Annotated in this window: 15 protein-coding genes; 13 read left to right on the top strand and 2 right to left on the bottom strand. The window is 51.8% G+C overall.

Features of this window, described 5'->3' with window-relative positions:
• The first annotated feature begins 252 nt into the window (after positions 1 to 252).
• On the top strand, positions 253 to 519 hold the full coding sequence (locus AC6I8T_RS22530; protein WP_208725696.1) for a YdgH/BhsA/McbA-like domain containing protein: 267 nt from the start codon (positions 253 to 255) through the stop codon (positions 517 to 519).
• Between the two features lie 41 nt (positions 520 to 560).
• On the opposite strand, the gene fhuE is transcribed toward AC6I8T_RS22530, so the two are convergent.
• A complete protein-coding gene (gene fhuE / locus AC6I8T_RS22525; RefSeq protein ID WP_497834437.1) occupies positions 561 to 2,762 on the bottom strand; it encodes a ferric-rhodotorulic acid/ferric-coprogen receptor FhuE in 2,202 nt (733 codons plus the stop codon).
• A 444-nt stretch (positions 2,763 to 3,206) separates the two neighbouring features.
• Here fhuE and AC6I8T_RS22520 point away from each other — a divergent pair, with 444 nt between their 5' ends.
• The gene (locus AC6I8T_RS22520; protein WP_208725691.1) at positions 3,207 to 4,295 is read left to right on the top strand and encodes a YncE family protein; all 1,089 of its coding nucleotides are present in this window, start codon (positions 3,207 to 3,209) and stop codon (positions 4,293 to 4,295) included.
• Positions 4,296 to 4,338: 43 nt separating this feature from the next.
• Here the strand turns inward: AC6I8T_RS22520 and AC6I8T_RS22515 are convergent, their stop codons facing one another.
• Positions 4,339 to 8,031, bottom strand: a complete 3,693-nt coding sequence (locus AC6I8T_RS22515; protein WP_497834436.1) for a hypothetical protein — start codon at positions 8,029 to 8,031, stop codon at positions 4,339 to 4,341.
• Positions 8,032 to 8,185: 154 nt separating this feature from the next.
• Between AC6I8T_RS22515 and AC6I8T_RS22510 the strand changes: the two genes are divergently transcribed.
• From AC6I8T_RS22510 to AC6I8T_RS22460, 11 genes are all read left to right on the top strand, one after another.
• Positions 8,186 to 8,929: a 2-phosphosulfolactate phosphatase gene (locus tag AC6I8T_RS22510; RefSeq protein WP_497834435.1), complete on the top strand. Its 744-nt coding sequence runs from the start codon at positions 8,186 to 8,188 to the stop codon at positions 8,927 to 8,929.
• 326 nt (positions 8,930 to 9,255) lie between these two features.
• Complete coding sequence (locus AC6I8T_RS22505; protein WP_208725685.1) at positions 9,256 to 9,795, top strand: sugar dehydrogenase complex small subunit; 540 nt, start codon at positions 9,256 to 9,258, stop codon at positions 9,793 to 9,795.
• A 19-nt stretch (positions 9,796 to 9,814) separates the two neighbouring features.
• Positions 9,815 to 11,443, top strand: coding sequence for a GMC family oxidoreductase (locus AC6I8T_RS22500; RefSeq protein WP_497834434.1), 1,629 nt, complete (start codon positions 9,815 to 9,817; stop codon positions 11,441 to 11,443).
• Entirely contained in the window at positions 11,443 to 12,828 is a 1,386-nt protein-coding gene (locus tag AC6I8T_RS22495; RefSeq protein WP_208725681.1) for a c-type cytochrome, read from the top strand. The genes AC6I8T_RS22500 and AC6I8T_RS22495 overlap by 1 nt, the downstream gene beginning before the upstream one ends.
• Before the next feature lie 22 nt (positions 12,829 to 12,850).
• Entirely contained in the window at positions 12,851 to 13,354 is a 504-nt protein-coding gene (locus tag AC6I8T_RS22490; RefSeq protein ID WP_208725679.1) for a sugar dehydrogenase complex small subunit, read from the top strand.
• Positions 13,355 to 13,375: 21 nt separating this feature from the next.
• Positions 13,376 to 14,980 (top strand): GMC family oxidoreductase, encoded by a 1,605-nt coding sequence (locus tag AC6I8T_RS22485; protein ID WP_497834433.1) that lies wholly within the window; start codon positions 13,376 to 13,378, stop codon positions 14,978 to 14,980.
• Positions 14,973 to 16,298 carry a cytochrome c gene (locus AC6I8T_RS22480; protein ID WP_497834432.1) on the top strand — a complete coding sequence of 442 codons (1,326 nt, stop codon included), beginning with the start codon at positions 14,973 to 14,975 and terminating at the stop codon, positions 16,296 to 16,298. The genes AC6I8T_RS22485 and AC6I8T_RS22480 overlap by 8 nt, the downstream gene beginning before the upstream one ends.
• Before the next feature lie 186 nt (positions 16,299 to 16,484).
• Positions 16,485 to 16,631, top strand: coding sequence for a hypothetical protein (locus AC6I8T_RS22475; protein WP_208725671.1), 147 nt, complete (start codon positions 16,485 to 16,487; stop codon positions 16,629 to 16,631).
• Between the two features lie 102 nt (positions 16,632 to 16,733).
• The gene (pagP, locus tag AC6I8T_RS22470) at positions 16,734 to 17,291 is read left to right on the top strand and encodes a lipid IV(A) palmitoyltransferase PagP (RefSeq protein ID WP_208725668.1); all 558 of its coding nucleotides are present in this window, start codon (positions 16,734 to 16,736) and stop codon (positions 17,289 to 17,291) included.
• A gap of 15 nt (positions 17,292 to 17,306) precedes the next feature.
• Complete coding sequence (locus AC6I8T_RS22465) at positions 17,307 to 18,833, top strand: alpha/beta hydrolase (protein ID WP_497834431.1); 1,527 nt, start codon at positions 17,307 to 17,309, stop codon at positions 18,831 to 18,833.
• Positions 18,834 to 18,923: 90 nt separating this feature from the next.
• On the top strand, positions 18,924 to 19,460 hold the full coding sequence (locus tag AC6I8T_RS22460) for a tetratricopeptide repeat protein (protein ID WP_208726594.1): 537 nt from the start codon (positions 18,924 to 18,926) through the stop codon (positions 19,458 to 19,460).

Raw genomic sequence — 19,460 nt, 5'->3', positions numbered from 1 at the left:
TGTCAATTCATTGATGTTTTGAAATAACCCTAGCCGAAGATCTATAGCAATCAAGCGAAGCGTTAAATTTTTTTATGCGACGATTTTAAGTGCTTTGGAAGCATGATTACATAATTGATATGTTGTTTTTTTAGGTTATCCATTTGTTTTTTTTGGAGTTTTAAATCGACGATTTGCATTATTTCAAACTCAGTCTAAAAATTTAAGAGCTGCAATAAACATCCAAAATTCAATCATCTTTGAGGTGTGATAATGAAAAAGATCATGGTAAGTGTGATAGCGATCGTCACCGCTTCGTTAATATGTGGCTCGGCGTTTGCGGCAAAGGAAATCAGCAAAGCAGAAGCGAAGAAATATCATAAAGTCGGGACGGTAAGTTCTACCAAAGAGCATACTTCTCCGCGTGCGGTGATGGAGGAAATATCTAAAAAAGCGGATGAGATGGGTGGTAAGTATTTTGTTATTACATCAGGTAATGAGGGTGATAAAGTCCGTGCTACGGCAACGGTTTACAAATAAATCCACAGCGCCCTGTCATTGCAGGGCGCTGCCATTCATTATCAGAACTGATACGACACGCTGACCGAGACGTTACGCGGTTCACCGTAGACGTAGTTGTTCATGTACGTGTAGTAGGTGCGATCGAACAGGTTATTGATGTTCGCCTGCACCGACACTTGCTTGCTGACTTGATAGCGGGCAAACAGGTTAGCCAGTGGATAGCTACCCTGATACACGCGTTGCGTGCTGCCATCCGGTGCGGTGTCATCTTCAAACACACGATTCTGCCAGTTGATACCACCACCAATGGTGAGGTCCTGGAGCATCGGCAAGCGATAGCTGGTAAACAACTTGAAGTCAGTTTGCGGTTGATCCGGGTTATAACGGCCTTCCGAATCGCGCGCGACATAGCGTGTTGCACCAAAAGTCATTTGCAGATTATCGGTGATCGCGCCGTTTAACTCGAACTCGGCACCCTTGCTGCGAGCGCCTTTAGTGGCGCTATAGGCCTGTTCGCTGCTGTTGTTGACGTACTCGCCATTGATGGCTTCACCAACGTTATTTTGCTCAATGCGGAAGATCGCCAACGTCGCGGTCAGGCGACCATCAAACCAGGCGGATTTCAGGCCCGTTTCATAGCTTTTTCCGGTAACCGGTGACAGGTAGTGACCGCTGCTGTCGCGATAGGTTTGCGGTTGGAAGATGGAGGTATAGCTGGCGTAAGCTGACCAGGTATCGTTGATGTCATACACCACACCCGCATACGGCGTGATGTTGTTTTTATCCATATTACCGCTGCTGCCGTTGGTACTGTATTGGGTATAACGGGCACCGAGGATCAGTGACAGAGGGTCAGCCAGTGAGAAACGTGCGGCGGTGTAAACGGATTTCTGACGGATCACATCGTCAGCATTCTCATACCAGTCGCTCCATTCAGGTTCCGCAATGTTGCCATTCCAGTGATTATTGAACACACCAATATCACCGGTAGCGATATCGTAAGCATCCTGATCGGTGACGCCATCACTGCTGTAGGTTTTATTGTGCTGGCGACTGTAACTGACACCCGCCATAAGCTGGTGTTGGCGTCCGAAGAGTTCAAACGGACCGCTGGCATAGCCATCCACCGAGGTCAGCTCTCGTTTGCCACGGTCCATACTGCCGAACCCGTCGGCCCCTTCGCCAGTATCCTGGTCAGGCAAAGACAGATAACCGGTGTACAGCAATTTGTCGCTAAAGGTATTTTCCGCATGGGTACCGTTTAAGCGGAAAGACCAGCCGTTATCAAAATTATGTACCAGGTCGGCATACACTTTCCGCACGGTGGTGTGGTAATAAGTCCAGTCTGCCGAGGAGTTCAGGCTGCGATCGTAATGAGTCAGTGAACCATTGCTGTAAAACACCGGATTACCACCCCAGGTGGGGTTTTTAGTATCCGCGTCCTGATAGTCATAAGCTAACGACAAAGTGGTGTTATCGGTGATATCGGCATCGATCGTGCCATAGAGGAATTTGGTGTTTTTACGATAACGGTCCAGCCAGCTGTCCTGATTCTGATAACCCGCAATGACACGACCACGTACCGAACCCGACTCATTTAAAGGAGTAGAAACATCAGCAACATAGCGCTGTTTGTTCCAACTTCCGTAGCTGGCCGTCAAATTCCCGGTGAACTCTTTACTGTCGGCGTGTTTGCGCACCATGTTGACGGAGGCTGCCGGGCTACCTGCGCCGGTCATCAGTCCGGTCGCGCCACGTACTATTTCGATGCGGTCATAAATCGCGGTATCCGAGGCAGTGTCACCGTAGTTCCATGAATCCCCCATTGAAGTGGGGATGCCATCATAGGTGAAGTTGGTCAGTAAAAAACCGCGGGAATAGTAGTAAGCGCGTTCGCTGTCATCCTGGCTACTGGTAATCCCGGTGGCATTTTTCAGCACGTCACTAATGGTTTGCAACTGCTGATCCTGCATACGCTGCTGGGTAATCACGCTTACGGACTGCGGTACATCGCGCGGCGTCAACAGCAACTTGGTTCCGGCACGCGTGGTTTTCACCTGGTAATCTGTCTTGTCCTGCGCGGTAGAGTTGCTATCGGTATTGGCATTCACCACCAGGTCCTGCTGCGTCGTGGTGGTATCCGCCGCCAGGGCGGGGTTGAGAAGGGCGTGTACCGCCATTGCCAGTAATGACACGGTAAAGGTTTTACGGATGCCAGGTGCGCGAGATCCCGCACAAGTTTCCCTGCGATTCAAAGACATAGTATTTCCCGCCAAAAAATAACGTGGTTTGCTGTTGTGTCGCTTCTGATTTTTATTACACCGCGTACGTCATGCTGCGGCATTTAACGCTAAGAAGCGCATAAATTGAGAAAGCCAATGATAATCATTTGCTTTAAAAATTCTAAAAAGGTTTCATTCAAATGTGTAAGTATTTATATAAGTGATATAAATCATATGGATATAGAAAAATTAAACCTTTTAGTTGCGGACGTTTACGCTTTTTTGACCGTGAATTCATCGTTAAAACCGGGCGATTCCCGCTAAAAATCGCGTATGCGCTGAGATCAGACGTGGTGTAGTGACCTGCTGTTTGCCACGCATTTGCTTAGTTTTCGTTAATACGTATGATTCTCATTCTTTCTACGATCCTTCCGTTATGGCTACCGCCTGCCGGAATCCGTTTATCCATTGATGGAGTTCAGAATGAAATCGTTTTTCAGTCCGCGTCAGGCCGCCATTGCCGCCGCAGTCATCGCCGCCTTAAGTCTGACGGCATGCCAGGCTCCGGCCAAAAAAGCAGAAGTGCCTGCCGCCGCAGTGAAGCCCGTGGATACGCGACTGACTCAGCGTGTACTGGGCGACGGTCTGTATGAACTGGCGTATTCTCCAGCAGTGAATGCGCTGTATGTCGCCAGCGCTCAGGGCTTTAAAGACGTGAACGGCGGGATGATCTATCGTCTCGATCCAGTGACCCTGGCGACCCAGGGTGAAACCCACACTGATCTGAAGAACTTCGGTATGGCCATTGAGGGCGAAGGCCGCGTGTTCTACACCACCAATTCGCTCGATGGCGGGGTGTCTAAAGTGGATGCACAAAGCGGTAAGGTGCTGGAGCGCCTGATGCTGGGTGGCAAGAAGGATAAAGAGGGTGATGTGCCGGGCGCGCGTGAAATGTTGCTGCATGGCAATGAATTGTACGTAGGCCGCGTGGCGGATCCGGGCTTTATCTCGGTGGTGGATACCAAAACCTTCAAACTGAAAACCACTATCAAGAATGCCGGTAAGTGGGTAACGGGGATCATTTACTCGCCGCTGACCGATCGTGTTTATGCTGCCAATGGCGCAGGTGAGATTGTGGTGATTAATCCGCGTACGCATAAAATCGAGCAGCGCTGGACAGCGGGTGATGGCAAGGAATATCTGTTCCTGAATATGGCCGAAGATCCGGCCACCGGTCGTCTGTTCGTCACCGACGATTCCAAAGGCAAAACCACCCTGGTATTCGACGAACACAGCGGCAAAGTGATCAAACGTATTCCGGGCGATGCGCTGGGTATCAAATTCAACGCCAAACGCAATGAGATCTATATTTCTCAGCGTGAGTCGAAGAAAGTACTACAACTGGATGCCACCAGCTACGCAGTGAAAAACAGCTGGTCATTCGATACCAACCCGAACAGTTTGCTGGTTTCGGCTGATGGTCAAACGTTGTATGTCTCTCTGAAGCAGGCGTTTAATAAAGACAACTCCACGCAGGGCAAAGACAGCGTGGCGCGGATTGCGCTGAAGTAAATCTACCAAGGGAGGCTTGAGTGCCTCCCTCTTTTGCAAAATGCTAAAGCGGGGAAATTCTTCGCCAGATCACATTATCGACCAACCCGCTGGCATTCATTGCTGCTGAAACATCACTGCTAACCATTGCTGCACAAGGAAAAGTGGTTTTATTGGTGGGTAAAAGACGCTCCTGCCAGTCTTCAACACGTCCTCTGGTTTTTAATTGATCGTCTTCCCTATATTGTGCCAGGCCAAATGAGGCTACCAACTCAGGCCATAAATGACGCAGATCGCCAAGAAAAGCATGAGCCAGCGCACGGAAAGGGGTAGGTGATAAATATTCAGAACCACAATAATAGTTTGAAGCGAGTTTTATTAAGAAGTCAGCGATACTCAGGGATAAAATGGCCTTTTGTTGGGTAACACTCAATCTATCACCCGCGATGTTTAATGCTGGATGCTGACAGGCAGTTGCCAGAAGCGTATCTCGCCTTAAACGGGAGTTATCTTTATCGTCAACATCAAAATATAAGTGTAATGCTTTTTTTAACAGGATTTCATCCGCCAATGCCGTAAGTTCCATTTTTGTTGTTGGTTTATGGTGAACCAGGGCGTTGATATGTGAATGTATAACTGTAAGGCGGAGAATATCTGAGCTGGTGAGTGTTTCCGTTACTGTCATGGGAAGATTATCAATATTCAGGAGTGCGTCGAGAATATGATATGTTTCCTTATCAAGTTTAAAATGCCGAATCATAAACGGAAATCTTGCACAAATACTATCATTGAGGCTTTTTTCTGCCGGAAGATACAAAACGCGCATCTCTTCATCAACACCAATCGGAATGATGTGGCTGTAATCAAACGCGTCATGATGTTGCAATGAATGCACAGCATCAGACGACAAATAAAAGCCATTCACCCCGGTTTCTGAACGCCAGCGGGGATGGATGAAAACCCAATGAAAATCATCCGGTTCATCAATGCCAAGCGTACCAGAAATATATTCTCTTGCTGCCTGTATCTGTGGTATTTCGATGCTGAATTTTTGTTTGAGTTCAGGATGCTGCTTATACAATTGATAAGCCAGAAATTGATATTTAAGGCGATGATTGCTTTTTGCAGAAAGCTTCATCAGGTAATCAGCACAGACAGACCTGAAATGATCTGGGTAATCTGACAATAAACGATCTCTCAACGGATGCAACATAACTGAGATGAGATTATCGCAGAAATTACGAATGCATTCGACATCCTGATAGTCTGGTTGGGTCAGATGCTGAAGTAACCCATTTGCCACAGGCGACGGGATAATGGTTCTGCCATTGACGAAAAAATGTTCAATGAGTGCCTGGACCATTTGCTGAGCAAAATCTTTTTTAACTTTAATATTATTAATACTGTCAAACATCGCAGGGATATCTCCTTGCGCACCCTCTTGTCGACTATACATTCTCTCCCAATTGTTAAACTGTTGCTTATTAAGTTTTATATCGCCCGCCTCGTAATCATCATCAAAATAGGCGTCAGAAAAATCACAACGAATGGCGATAAAATCTTGAAATTTTGGTTTATAAAAAAAGGTTTTCTTAAATTCAATGTCAGCGAAGACCAGATGATCAGATGTAATATGATTGAATTCAATATTCATCATGGATTTTCGCATGTTGCGTAAAGAACTATCAATCATGCCGAAATTATTTTTTCTGACAATCTCTGCGGGTAACGAGGAAAAAAGCACAGAGTCCAGGTTGGAATGATTAAAGGAAACATCTGACATAACATCATTAGTAGGAAGAATAAAATCGACGCCGCGCCAGGTGTTTTTACTGGCATTGACATGCTTGAAAAGCGCAGGGGCGACTCTGATTGGCTGAGTTGATGAGCCGTCAAGCTGTAGGTTCTGCATCTGAAAATCTGAAAAAAAACCGGATATTTCAGCAGAATGCCTGGTGTTCGGGTAACTGATGCTGCAATCAGTCAATGTTGTCACCACGTTGCCAATGGCACCCGCCAAATTACAATTCATAAAACGGAACCCTCCTGACGCAAAACTATCACGGGGGAAATGTGCAATATGCCTGGCATTCATATTCTTACTATTGATTTGAATCTGATTAATGTCCTGCATTGGAACACAAGATTGCGGCCAGGTTTTCATCATGTCGGTGCAAAAATTCTTGTGACTGGCATTGGCTAAGTACATCGCCGTTGCATCAAGCATGTCTGCGAGGTTCAAATCTGGCGCGCCAGGGTTCCTGTATTGCTGGGCGGCATAGCTATACAAGATGTCATGGTCTTTTTTATCGGTAACCTGCGTTGCTAAATGGGTTAAATCAGTAATGTAAGGCGATAGTAACCTGTTTATAACTGTTGAAAATTCCGGGCGGCGTTTGGGGAGGGAATCAAGGCAGGATGTTATTTCTTCGCAATAGGGAAAGTCACAGACATTGATGTTTACCTCAAATATTTTTTCCCATATAACTCCCATGTTATATACGTCAGTTCTGGCGGTAAACTTTCCTCTCCTGAGCTCAGGGGAAAGGCACGTTATACTCAACATGCCGATTGAACTAAGATGGCTAACTGCCACATCATTATTTACTGTCAATTTTAGACGCTGAAGTAACTGCCAGATTATTGGTGTGGGATTTAGATGGATGTTAAGGTCGCATGTCCTTAACATGATATTATCAAGATTAAGATAACCATATGATTCTGTTTTTAATTCAGGTGTGAGGCGAAGTTTCTGACGAAATTCAGCGACTGCTGCCAGGATTTTGATAAAAATATTCTTTTTATTGACATAGGTAACAACGGCTGAAGGGAAGCCGCGCTTAATCCGGTTGTTCTCTTTTTCACACCATTCTCGCAGTGTGGTAAGTCCATCTGTTTCCATCAGCGTAATGATAACGGTGCGTGATATTCCGTTGTTGTCGGGGAGGTTCAGTCCGGCGACAGTTATTCTCTCGTCGTCTGCGTACAAAGTCTGAAAAGGGGTAACGATCGAACCGAGATCTTCATGTGATATAGACTTTTTTATATCAAATAATGTGGCTTCAAAACATCGGTGTCTTTCACCTGTCAGGTAATAGGTTTCAATCGGCAATCCGGCCTTGTAATTAAATATTCCAGTTTGAATCCCCCAGTGTTGACAGGAGGGAAATAATTGTTGCCCTATGAGTTCCAGTGCCAGCGATTTTTCGTTGCGTGCGTTAAAAATCCGTCTAAGGTGTTCTTCATGGTTATCCATAAAGGCTATGATCTGCGGGTAACGTGTTCTCTCCAGGGTGTTTTTGTCTTTAATAAAGGTGGATAATAACCCTTGTTTGTATTTGGGGTGTAACTGTTCAAAAACCGCCTCTATGGCAGGCTTCAGATAAAAAGATAACGATCCCGTTTCCGGTTTTTCTTTGTCGAGAGAGAAAAGCAAGGCTTCAAAATGAGAAAGATGATTCGAACCTCTGCTGACAAAGATATCAATAATTAGCAACAAAACATTGCCTGGTTGTTCGGGGCTTTCAGCAAACCACGCTTTCAGACATTTAATGATTTCCTGAATATCACTGGAACTATATTTCAACAGTCGGTGTAACATCTCACCTCTTTTCGAACCGTTAACATTGTTTGTGGTGCCAGAGGTCGAAGGGCGAATAGAGGTATTATGAAGTGCGGTAACCGGTAAGCCTGAAGTAGCAGCATCTTGCGGTGTGTGAGAGGCAGAGGTGCTGAGGGTATTTACAGAATTAAGCATAGTTATGTTTCGAACTCTTGATCCTAAATGATTCATTTTGAACATGTACAAAAAAATAATTATTAAAAAAAACTGATTTTTATATGAAACACGACATTTGGTTTCTGAATAAGAAAAAAATTATGATGGCGTTCATTGACGGAGGGTAAAGGTAATGCCGCAACACTATTTCTCTCAGCAAAACTTCGATATTCGCCTTGAATGGGGAAGCCTTGCTGCTGAATACCTGGCGCAACATGCAGAATGCGTCATTATCGTTGATGTCATGTCGTTCTCCACTTGTGTTAGCCTGGCGAATGATCAGGGGGCTTTGATTGCCCCGTGGCCGTGGAAGGATGAGTCTGCTCAACGCTATGCCGCTGAAATTGGCGCGCAAGCCGCCAGTGTTGATCGTCGTTTCTCTGAGCACACATTTACCTTATCTCCCGCATCGTTGTTAAAAATACCTTCTGGCTCAAGGCTGGTGCTGCCATCGCCCAATGGCTCAACTGTCGCATTCAAGGCACGAGAGAAGGGGGTAAAGGTGTTTAGCGCCGGGCTGCGCAATTGCCAGGCCACGGCCAATGCCTGTCGGCATTTTCACTCGATCCTGCTCATCCCCTGTGGTGAACGCTGGCCAGATGGCAGTTTACGTCCGGCGATTGAAGATTATGTCGCGGCGGGTGGCATTATTGCGGCCTTGGGTGAACGTTGTCGTTCACCGGAAGCGGAAATGTCGCTGGCGGCGTATCAATCTGCGCGGCAGCATGATTTTGCTGCTCTACGCCAATGCGCATCGGCACTGGAGTTGATTGAAAGAGGCTTTGCCACAGATGTTGACCTCTGTCTGGCACAGGATAAGAGCCAGGTTGCCTGCCAACTGATTGACAACTTTTTTATCCCTCAGCCAGTCCCGTAGCGGCGCGATTTATCGCGCGTCTTTACGTCGCAACATGACAACAAGTGCGCGATAAATCGCGCCGCTACGCCTGCAACGGTTTGTTAGGCTACGTGCCCACTTTCTGACCAATACCGCTCATCTCTGACGCAAAAAGTTCATCTCGTATGGAATTTGTTTAACTTTCATTTAATATATTAATAACTAGCGCAATTATGAGTCATTTAATTAATGTTGCGTTGTGTGATTGTTAATATTCGAAGCAAATCAATAACAGCGAATCATGATGTCTTTCGCCTCCGCACTGGCGGGGGTGTTGAGTAATGTGAAAAAGTCAGGGAAACAACATGTTGCAGTCAGACGATCTTTCCGTCGGGAAGATCCAACTCTCACGCCGGAAAGTGCTGCTTTCTGGCGCGGTGATCATTGCCGGTGGCCTGGTCACCTCCGCGCTGCCGTCATTTGCGATGGCGCAGCCGTCAAAAAGTTTTGTTCCTTTTATGCAAATTTCCCGCCTGCTGGTAAACCATCAACTGGATGACGCAGTGGGGCAACGCATGCTGGCGCTGCTGGAAAGCGAAGAGCAGGGGCTGCCGGATAACATCAAGCAATTGCTGACCATCGCCCGTGCGCACAATGCCTTCAAAGTAGAAGATTTCTTCCCGGCAATCCCGCAGGGCGCGTTGCAGGATCTGGCCCACAAAATCATCTTTGGCTGGTACACCGGCAGCCTTGCCCCCACGCGATCGGCCAAAACCTTCGCCTATGAACAGGCACTCACCTGGCATACCACGCTGGATGTGATCACCATTCCGTCTTACGGCATCAGTGGTCCCAACAACTGGCAGCGTGCTAACACCCCGGTCCTTCCCGTACCGCAATTCTGAATCTGATAAGAAGACAATTATGGCAGCCCCAAATCAGTCACCTGTGGTGATCGTCGGTACCGGCGTGGTCGGTGTGGTGATCGCAGAGCAACTGCTGGACGCCGGTATTCCGGTCCTGATGCTGGAAGCCGGTCCGCGCGTCTCGCGTGCCGAGATCGTGGAGAACTACCGTAATCTGCCGCTGGCAGCCAAAGGTAACCCAATAGAGTGTTATCCCTCGCGCGAATGGGCGCCGCACCCGGAACCGGCGGGTGCAGGCAAAGGCTATCTGCAACTCAGCGGTAATGATTCCTATGCGCAAAGTTATGTGCGTTATGCCGGTGGTTCAACCTGGCATTGGGCGGGTACCTGCTGGCGTCTTACGCCTGCGGATATGCAGCTACACAGTCGTTATGGCGTGGGCCGCGACTGGGCCTTCGACTACGACACGCTCGAACCTTACTACGTGCGCGCCGAGTACAAACTGGGGATCTGTGGCCCGGACGATCCGGCGCTGCAATGGCCGCCACAGCGCTCAAAACCCTATCCGATGCCAGCGCTGCCGTTTGGACCAGGCGAAGCGCGTTTTACTGACGTGGTGCGTGAGAAGCTGGGCCTGCATAACATCCCGACGGCGCAGGCACGTAACAGCGGCACCTCATACGATGATCGTCCAGCCTGCTGCGCCAATAATAACTGCGTGCCGGTGTGTCCGGTTGGGGCCAAATATGATGGCGCCACCGCGTTGTCGCGGCTGGAAGCCAAAGGCGCAACCATTCTCTCGAACGCCGTGGTGTGGCGCATTGAAACCAACGCAAAAAACCACATCGAAGCGGTGCATTACTATGACCAGCACAAGCAAACCCATCGCGTCAGCGGCAAGCTGTTTATCATCGCCTGTAACGGGCTGGAGACGCCCAAACTGCTGCTGATGTCGGCAGATGCCCGCAACCCGCACGGTATTGCCAACAGTTCGGATCAGGTCGGACGCAACATGATGGATCACCCGCAAATCACCATGACGGTGACGCTGGACGAACCTTACTGGGCGGGCGTGGGGCCGGTAGTGAACAGCGGCATTATGGAAACCTCGCAGGGCGATTTCCGTTCCGAGCACGCCGGAGCCTATTTCCGCTTCAACAACTTTGCCCGCAACCGTTTTGTCACCTTTGGCGCGTTACAGAAAGGGCTGGTGGGCAAAGCGCTGGATGAAGAGATCCGCCGCATGACCGCCTGCACCGCCGACATTGTGCTGGCGCATGAGATCCTGCCGGATGCCAACAACCGTCTGACGCTTTCCGACAAAAAGGACTGGCTCGGCTTGCCGAAACCGGCAATTCATTACGACGTTGGTGACTACGTCCGTCGTTCCTATAACGACTACTCAAAGCCGATTGCCGACCGTATCGCGGAGGCGATGGGCGCTATCGATAAGAAGTTTTCCAAACAGTTCAACCAGAGCAAACACATCATGGGCGGCACCATTATGGGCAACGACCCGGCCAATTCGGTGGTGGATAACGTCTGTCGTGCACACGATCACCACAACCTGTTCCTGCCGGGCGGCGGGGCAATGGCGAGCACCGCCTGCGGCAACAGCACCCTGACTATGGTGGCGCTGGCGTTCAGGGCCGCTGATGCCATCGTCAAACAGGCACAGGAGGCGTGATGATGCTGAAGTTCAAACTCAATGCGCTGGCGTTGATGCTGGCACTCGGCTGTGGCGCAGCCCATGCCGCCAGTGATGATGCGCTGATCAAGAAAGGTGAATATCTGGCGGTGGCTGCCGACTGTACCGCCTGCCATACCGCATCAAGTACACAGCCTTTTGCCGGGGGCAAGGCCATTGCTTCGCCGGTTGGCGCTATCATCGCCACCAATATCACGCCGTCGAAAACTGACGGGATCGGCGATTACAGCGAGCAACAGTTTGCCGATGCGCTGCGTAAAGGCATCCGCGCTGACGGTGCACATCTCTATCCGGCGATGCCTTACACCGCGTATGCCACGCTGACTGACGACGATATTCATGCGCTGTATGCGTATTTTATGTCGGGCGTGCAGGCGGTCGATCACCCCACGGCACAGACGCATCTGCCGTTCCCGCTGAACCTGCGGTTTTCCATGATGTTCTGGAATGCGTTGTTCCTGAAAGCGCCAGGTTATCAGCCGGACGCCGCACAAACCGCCAGCTGGAACCGGGGGCGTTACCTGGTGGAAGGGGCGGCGCACTGTAGCACCTGCCATACCCCGCGTGGTTTCCTGATGCAGGAGAAAACCGCTGATGCCTTTACCGGTGCACAGGTGGGTTCGTGGTATGCACCGAACATTACCGCTAATCCGGTCAGTGGCATTGGCCAGTGGTCGCAGCAAGAATTGGTGACATACCTGCGAACAGGTCGTCTGGCTGGCAAGGCGCAGGCGGCGGGTAGCATGGCGGAAGCCATTACCCACAGCTTCCAGCATCTGTCGGATGCCGATCTGACGGCGATCGCCGAGTATATGCAGAGCGTGCCGGATCATACCGCCTTCGCTTCCGGCCCTGCGCGATTCACCCAGGGAACCCCCGGCAACAACCTTGTCGCCTTCCGGGGGCAGGCTTTTACGCAACCGGTCAGTGATGAGGGAGCACGGCTTTTCTCGGGTAACTGCGCCTCCTGCCACGGCAGCAGTGGGCAGGGTACCAAAGATGGTTTCTATCCCAGCCTGTTCCATAACAGCGCCACGGCAGAGCGTAATTCTTCTAATCTTATTGCGACTATTCTGTTCGGTGTCGAGCGTGATACCGCGCAGGGCAACGTGTTTATGCCGCCCTTTGGTGCACAACCGAACGCACTTAACCACCTGAATGATCAACAAGTCGCCACCTTGTCGAACTGGATTCTGCATCGCTACGGCAATCAAGGCGTGACGGTGTCACCTGAGCAGGTGGCTGAAATCCGCGCTGGCGGTCCTTCGTCGCCGCTGGTACTGCTGGCACAGTTCGGGGTTGCTGGCGCTGTGCTGGCCGCGATCATCGTGCTGATTTGGCTGTTATGGCGTCGTAAACGTTAACCCCTTACCACTGGAAAATAGTATGAAGCTCTACTCACGCCGTCGTGTGCTGAAGATGGCCGGCCTGGTGGTCATCACCAGCGCCGCAGGTCATCTGTTGCCGCTCCCGCGTCTCAATGCCGCGCAATCGCTGGCCAATGCATCCGCGCAGGCGGATTTTATTCAGGTTTCTCAATGGCTGACGCAGCAGGAGAACCTCAACAGCGCCGTTGCTCATGCGTTGCTGATTGCCCTGAATCAAACCCAACAGAATTTCATGGCCGGACTGACGCAGCTTAAAGCCTTGCTGCAAAGCCAGCCGGAGCTGCTGCAACAGGAGCAACTGACCTTTGCCGCCAGTGATGCGGCCAGCGAGAAACTGGCGCAAGTGATTCTCGCTGGTTGGTACAACGGCGTGGTCGGCAAAGGCAAACATGCGCTGTACGTCACTTACGTAAATACGCTCGCCAACCAACTGGTGAATGACAAACTGGTGCCACCGAGTTTCTCGTATGGCAAATGTGGCAGCTGGGCGCAACAGCCCTGATTTTTAAGAGCAATGTCGTTAATGAATAATAAAAATTCTGCCGATGTGGTGGTGATTGGCGCGGGCGTCAATGGATCACTGCTGGCAACCCGACTGGCAAAAGCGGGTAAATCGGTCCTGTTGCTGGAATCGGGTCCGAAAGTGGGTCGTGACGAGCTGGTGGCGCGTTTTCGCGCCTCGGCGTTCAAATCCGATTTTATGTCGCCATATCCGTTTTCCGAGCTGGCACCGCAGCCGCGTTACACGCCGGAACCGAATGATTACCTGCATCAACTGGGGCCGCACCCGTTTGCCGCTCAGTACATCCGTATGTTTGGCGGGACCAGTTGGCACTGGGCAGCGCAGTTATGGCGCTTTGTTCCCAACGATTTCCGTCAGCAAACGCAATATGGCGTGGGTAAGGACTGGCCGTTTGGTTATGACGAGCTGGAACCTTACTACTATGAAGCGGAAGTCATTGCCGGAGTGGGTGGATCACCCGATAACGGCTCTCCGCGCAGCAAACCTTACCCGATGGAACGCGTACCGGCCTCCTGGCTGCAACAGCGCGTCACTGCGCGGCTGGCACCGGATTTTACCGTACTGGATGACAGCACCGGGCGTAACAGCCACAGCTATGATGGCCGTCCCGCCTGCTGCGGTAATAACAACTGTATGCCCGTGTGCCCGATTGATGCGCAGTATCACGGCGGTCTGGCGGCACAACAGGCACAGGACAGCGGCGTGCAGGTGATCACCGAAGCGGTGGTGTATCAACTGGAGCATGATGCACAGGGCAAGATTGTCGCCGCCAACTACTACGACTGGAATAAGGTCAGCCATCGCGTAACCGCAGAAACTTTCGTGCTGGCAGCCAACGCCATTGAAACGCCAAAGCTGCTGCTGATGTCGGCCAGCGACAGGTTTCCACAGGGAATTGCTAACGCGCGCGATAACGTGGGGCGCAACCTGTGTGATCACCCGGCCATTGGTGTCACCTTTGATGTGGATGAAGAAATCTGGCCTGGCCGTGGGCCGGTCAGCCCGTGCTCCATCGGTCAGTATCGCGATGGCGATTTCCGTCGCGAACATGCGCCATTCCGTATCGATATCTCCAACGCCTCCCAGGTCGCGGCAGTGACCAAAGAAGTGCTGGCGGAAGGCTTCTTCGGTAAGAAATTGCAGGAGGAGATCCGTTTTCGCGCGGCGCGTCGCCTGAGTATCAAAAATGCGATGGAGCAGCTTCCCGATCCAGAAAACCGTGTCACGTTGAGCAGCAACAAAGATGCGCTTGGCTTGCCGACACCGGCGCTGTACTGGAATGTCAGCGATTATGAGTTGAAGGGGACAGAAAAAACCCGCGCGTGCTATGACGCCATCGCGGCAAAGCTGGGGGCGACCAACATCAAACACAGCAAAAGCGGCAAATTTTCCAACCGTCAACATATCACCGGCACGCTGTCGATGGGGATCGATCCGGCGACCAGCGTCACCGATGCCTGGGGACGCGCGCATGATCATCACAACCTGTTTATGGTTGGCACCGGCGTAATGCCCACGGTCGGCACCTGTAACGTGACACTGACTGCGATGGCGCTGGCGCTGCGCACCGCCGATAAAATTTTGCAGGAGACGCAACATGGCTAAGCAATGGAAAGCATGGCTGGCTGCGGGTGTGCTGGCTGTGGTCGCAGTTCAGGCTCAGGCTGCCGATCAACAGGCGCAGATCAAACGTGGCGAATATCTGGCGATTGCCGGTGACTGCGGCGCCTGCCACAGCGAGGAAGGTAAAGCGCCGTTTAGCGGCGGGCATGCCATCGCCAGCCCGTTGGGCACTATCTTCAGCACCAATATCACGCCGTCGAAAACCGCCGGGATTGGGAATTACAGCGAAGCGCAGTTTGCGGCCGCGTTGCGTCAGGGGGTACGCGGTGACGGCAGCCAGCTCTATCCGGCGATGCCATACACCGCCTATGCGAAACTGAGCGATGAAGATGTGGCGGCGTTGTACGCGTATTTTATGCACGGCGTGCAGCCGGTGGATGAGCAGCCGCAGAAAACCGCGTTGCCATTCCCGTTCAATCTGCGTTTCAGTATGGCGGCGTGGAACTGGCTGTTCCTCGACAAACAGCCCTTCCAGCCTGACGCCACGCAATCGGACGAGTGGAATCGTGGTGCTTATCTGGTACAGGGGTTAACCCATTGCAGCACCTGCCACACGCCGCGTAATTTCCTGATGGCGGAGCAGTCGGCAAAAAATCTTCAGGGGGCTTCGCTGGGTACCTGGTTCGCGCCGGATATCACCGCCGCCACGTTGCAGGGCAAACCGCACTGGACGCGTGAGATGCTGGCTGACTACCTGGCGACCGGCCATGCCAGCAATGGCGCGACGGCGGGTGGACCGATGCTGGAAGCGATCGATAAAAGCTTCTCACGCATGACGCCGGAAGATCGCCAGGCGATCGCCACTTATCTGCTGCCGGCAGAGGCGGCAACCCAGGCGAGCGCGGCGAAACCGGGCCTGACGCCGGTGCAGGGCGATGACACGCCACAGGCCAGCCTCAGCAGTGGTGCCGTCCTGTATCGTAGCAACTGCGCCGCCTGTCATAACCTCGCGGGTCAGGGATTAAATGGTCTGCCCGCGCTGCAAAATCATCCGGTGCTGAATAAGCCAACGGCAGATAACGTAGCAATGGCGGTGTTGCAGGGTGTCTGGCCGGAAAAAGATCAGGGGATGATCGGTTTTGCCGCGTCGCTCAGTGACGCGCAGATTGCCGATATCACCAATTATGTGATGCAGGATATCGGGCACAGTCAGGTGCAGATCAGCGCCGATCGAGTGAAAACCCTGCGGGCGGGTGGAGCCGCATCCCCCTTAATGTGGATGGCGCGAGCGGGTATGGCGCTGGCAGGGGTGGTGATCGTGCTGGTGTTGTGGTGGTGGCGCAGAAAACGCGTGCATTAACAGCACGCACCCGGCAGGGGGCGCGAGCAATCGCGCCGCTATGCCGGGTGCACCTCTTCAAATATTTTGAATGCTTTCAGCAAAAGCCCCCGCTGTTACTCACCACGCGACAGATTTATTCTCCCTCATATCAGGTCACACGATGCCACAACGGCAAAAATATCGCGTCAATCAGAGGGGAATCATATGCATAATAATCATGAAGTCGCAGCTCAGGCGGCGGCATTTGTTCAGTCGCTCAAATCACATCGCCATGCCAATATGCCCGCGATTCGTTTCCGCCACTGGCCGCAATTTATCTCGACGGTGCGCGAATTAATGGAAAAAAATTAACACAACCTGACCAGTGACAATATTTCCTGCTTCTGTATTTGCAAATCCTTCAGAAACTTCCCAGACTTTAAGCTCTATTTAAATGTTTCTTAAGGATAAACCATGCGAAGTTTTCTGGCGGCTTTGTATGTGGTTCTGTTTTTCTCTGTGGCCCCCGTTCAGGCTGAAGGCACCCTCAGCAACGGATGGAACTGGTTAACCAATGATATTTCCCAGACCTGGGAACAACCGCAAAATTACGATCTCTATCTACCGTTTATCGCCTGGCATGCCCGTTTCGCCTACGACAAAGAAAAAACCGATAACTATAACGAAACGCCGTGGGGCGGTGGTTTCGGTGTCTCCCGTTATAATGACGAGGGTAATTGGAGCGCGCTCTACGCCATGATGTTTAAAGACTCGCATAATATGTGGCAGCCGATTGTCGGTTACGGGTGGGAAAAAGGTTGGTATCTCGATAATGCGCATGATTTTCGCCTCGGGCTTGGTCTGACGGCGGGTATCACCGCGCGTGACGACTTTGCGAATTACGTGCCGCTGCCGATTGTGCTGCCGCTGTTCTCGGCGGGTTATAAGCGCGCAACCGTGCAATTTACCTATATCCCCGGCACCTACAACAACGGCAATGTGCTGTTCGCGTGGCTACGTATCGGTTTTTAAATCACGGGAAATTATATGGCGATGTCGCGCGTGCAACAGTGGCTGAACCGGCCAGGGCCAACTCTGATCTCGTTGCTGAAACTTATCCTGGCGGGCATTGTGATCATCGCCGTCATTTTCCTGATTGCGCGTATTTATCAGTCTGAACGTGGTGCACCGCTTCAAAGCTGGCATACCTGGTCAGCGGATGAGATGAACGAAAAAGAGATCGACCACGCCACTTTCGCCGATTATCAGGCGCGGGAAGCGGCGATTTTCGCCGAGATGCAACGCGACATTACCAACACCCTGGACGATGCAGAAAAAACACCGCTCAATCGCTACTACGCACAAAGCCTGGTTTATCCGGCGCGCTTTCAACCAGACTGGAATCGTTCATTTATTCTGATGCCGCAAAGCACGCCGCGCGGCGCGGTGGTTCTGCTGCACGGTCTGACCGACTCCCCCTACAGCATGCGCTATCTGGCAGAAGATTATCGTCAACAAGGATTCGTGGCGGTGGTGCCACGTTTGCCGGGGCATGGCACGGCACCGGGCGCGTTAACCCGCGTCAACTGGGAGCAGTGGCTGGCGGTGACCCGACTGGCGGTGCGCGAAGCGACAAGGCGTGCCGGTACAGCGGTGCCGCTGCACCTGGTGGGATATTCCAACGGCGGAGCGCTGGCAATGAAGTATGCGCTGGATGCGCTCAACGATCCAGCGCTGCGCCAGCCGCAACAGATTGTACTGCTGTCGCCCATGATTGGTGTAACGACCTTCGCCCGTTTTGCTGGCCTGGCGGGCCTGCCTTCGGTGTTACCGGCTTTTGCCAAAGCGGCCTGGCTGAATGTGATGCCGGAGTTTAACCCCTATAAATACAACTCGTTTCCGGTCAAAGCGGCGCGCCAGTCGTGGCTGCTGACGCAGGCGCTACAACAACAAATTTTGTTGCAATCACACCATCAGGGGCTGGCTAGCCTGGCGCCGGTATTAACCTTCCAGTCAGTGATGGATTCCACCGTCAGCACCCGCGCAGTGGTGGCATCGTTGTACCGTCATCTGCAAAGTCGCGGCAATCAGTTGGTGATTTTCGATATTAATCAGGCCGCTGAACTGCGCGCCTTATTACGCCCCGATTTGAACAACGCCGTCAGCAACCTGTTACCGCCTGCACCGCGTCCCTATGCGACAACGGTGATCACCAATGCGACACCCGCCACCGCCGACACGGTGGCGCGCAACACGCCGGCCAATCAACGGACGGAAACGGTGCAGCTGCTACATATCGCCTGGCCGCCTGGGATGTACTCCTTGTCTCATGTGGCGGTGCCATTCCCGCTGACGGATTCGTTGTACGGGCTGCAACCTGCGGAGAAGAACCAATTTGGCATCAGCCTGGGCGCGATTTCATTACGTGGTGAGAGCAATACGCTGAGCGTCGGGCTGGATACCTTGATGCGCGCCAATTCGAATCCGTTTTTTGACTATATGATGGCGCGAATTAACCACCATATTGCCTGTAGTCACCAGCCTGATATCGCAACCTGTTTTGGCGAGCAGTAAAAAAAAGCAAAAATGTTCCGAATAGAAATGGCGGCTGCGCTGTTTACTCTCTGACAAGGTCACTTCGATGCCATTTCGTGAGGATACATGATGAAAACGAACAACAGGGTTCGCTGGTTAATCCTGCCTGCTTTGCTGATGGCGCTACATCTCCCTGCCGCGCTGGCTGCCGGGGACGATAGCAGCGAAAGCAAAACGCCAGATTGCCCGAAAGGCCAGGTGTGGGACAGCAAATCCAAAAGCTGTGTACCGGATAAAACCAGCTCGCTGAGCGATGAAGACAAAACCAATTACGCTTACCATCTGGCGAAAAAGGGGGAGTATCAGGCGGCAATCAACCTGCTGGATACGCTGAAAAATCCCAACACCAAAGAGGCCTGGAATTATCGTGGTTACGCCACGCGTAAGCTGGGACGTACCGACGAAGGGATGAGTTACTATCAACGTTCCATCGCCCTCGACCCGCACTACGCCAAAGTGCGTGAGTATCTGGGGGAAGCCTGGATGACCAAAGGCCGACCGGATCTGGCGAAGGAACAACTGTCCATTATCAAAACCCTGTGTGGCGTGAGCTGCGAGGAGTATCGCGATCTGCAAGCCGCCATTGAAGGGCATCCGGAATCGTGA

This window comes from Pantoea sp. X-Soil-OKNW-556, from assembly GCF_059730695.1.
The sequence above is the reverse complement of the archived record's forward strand: the minus strand, read 5'-3'. Positions and strand labels throughout refer to the sequence as shown.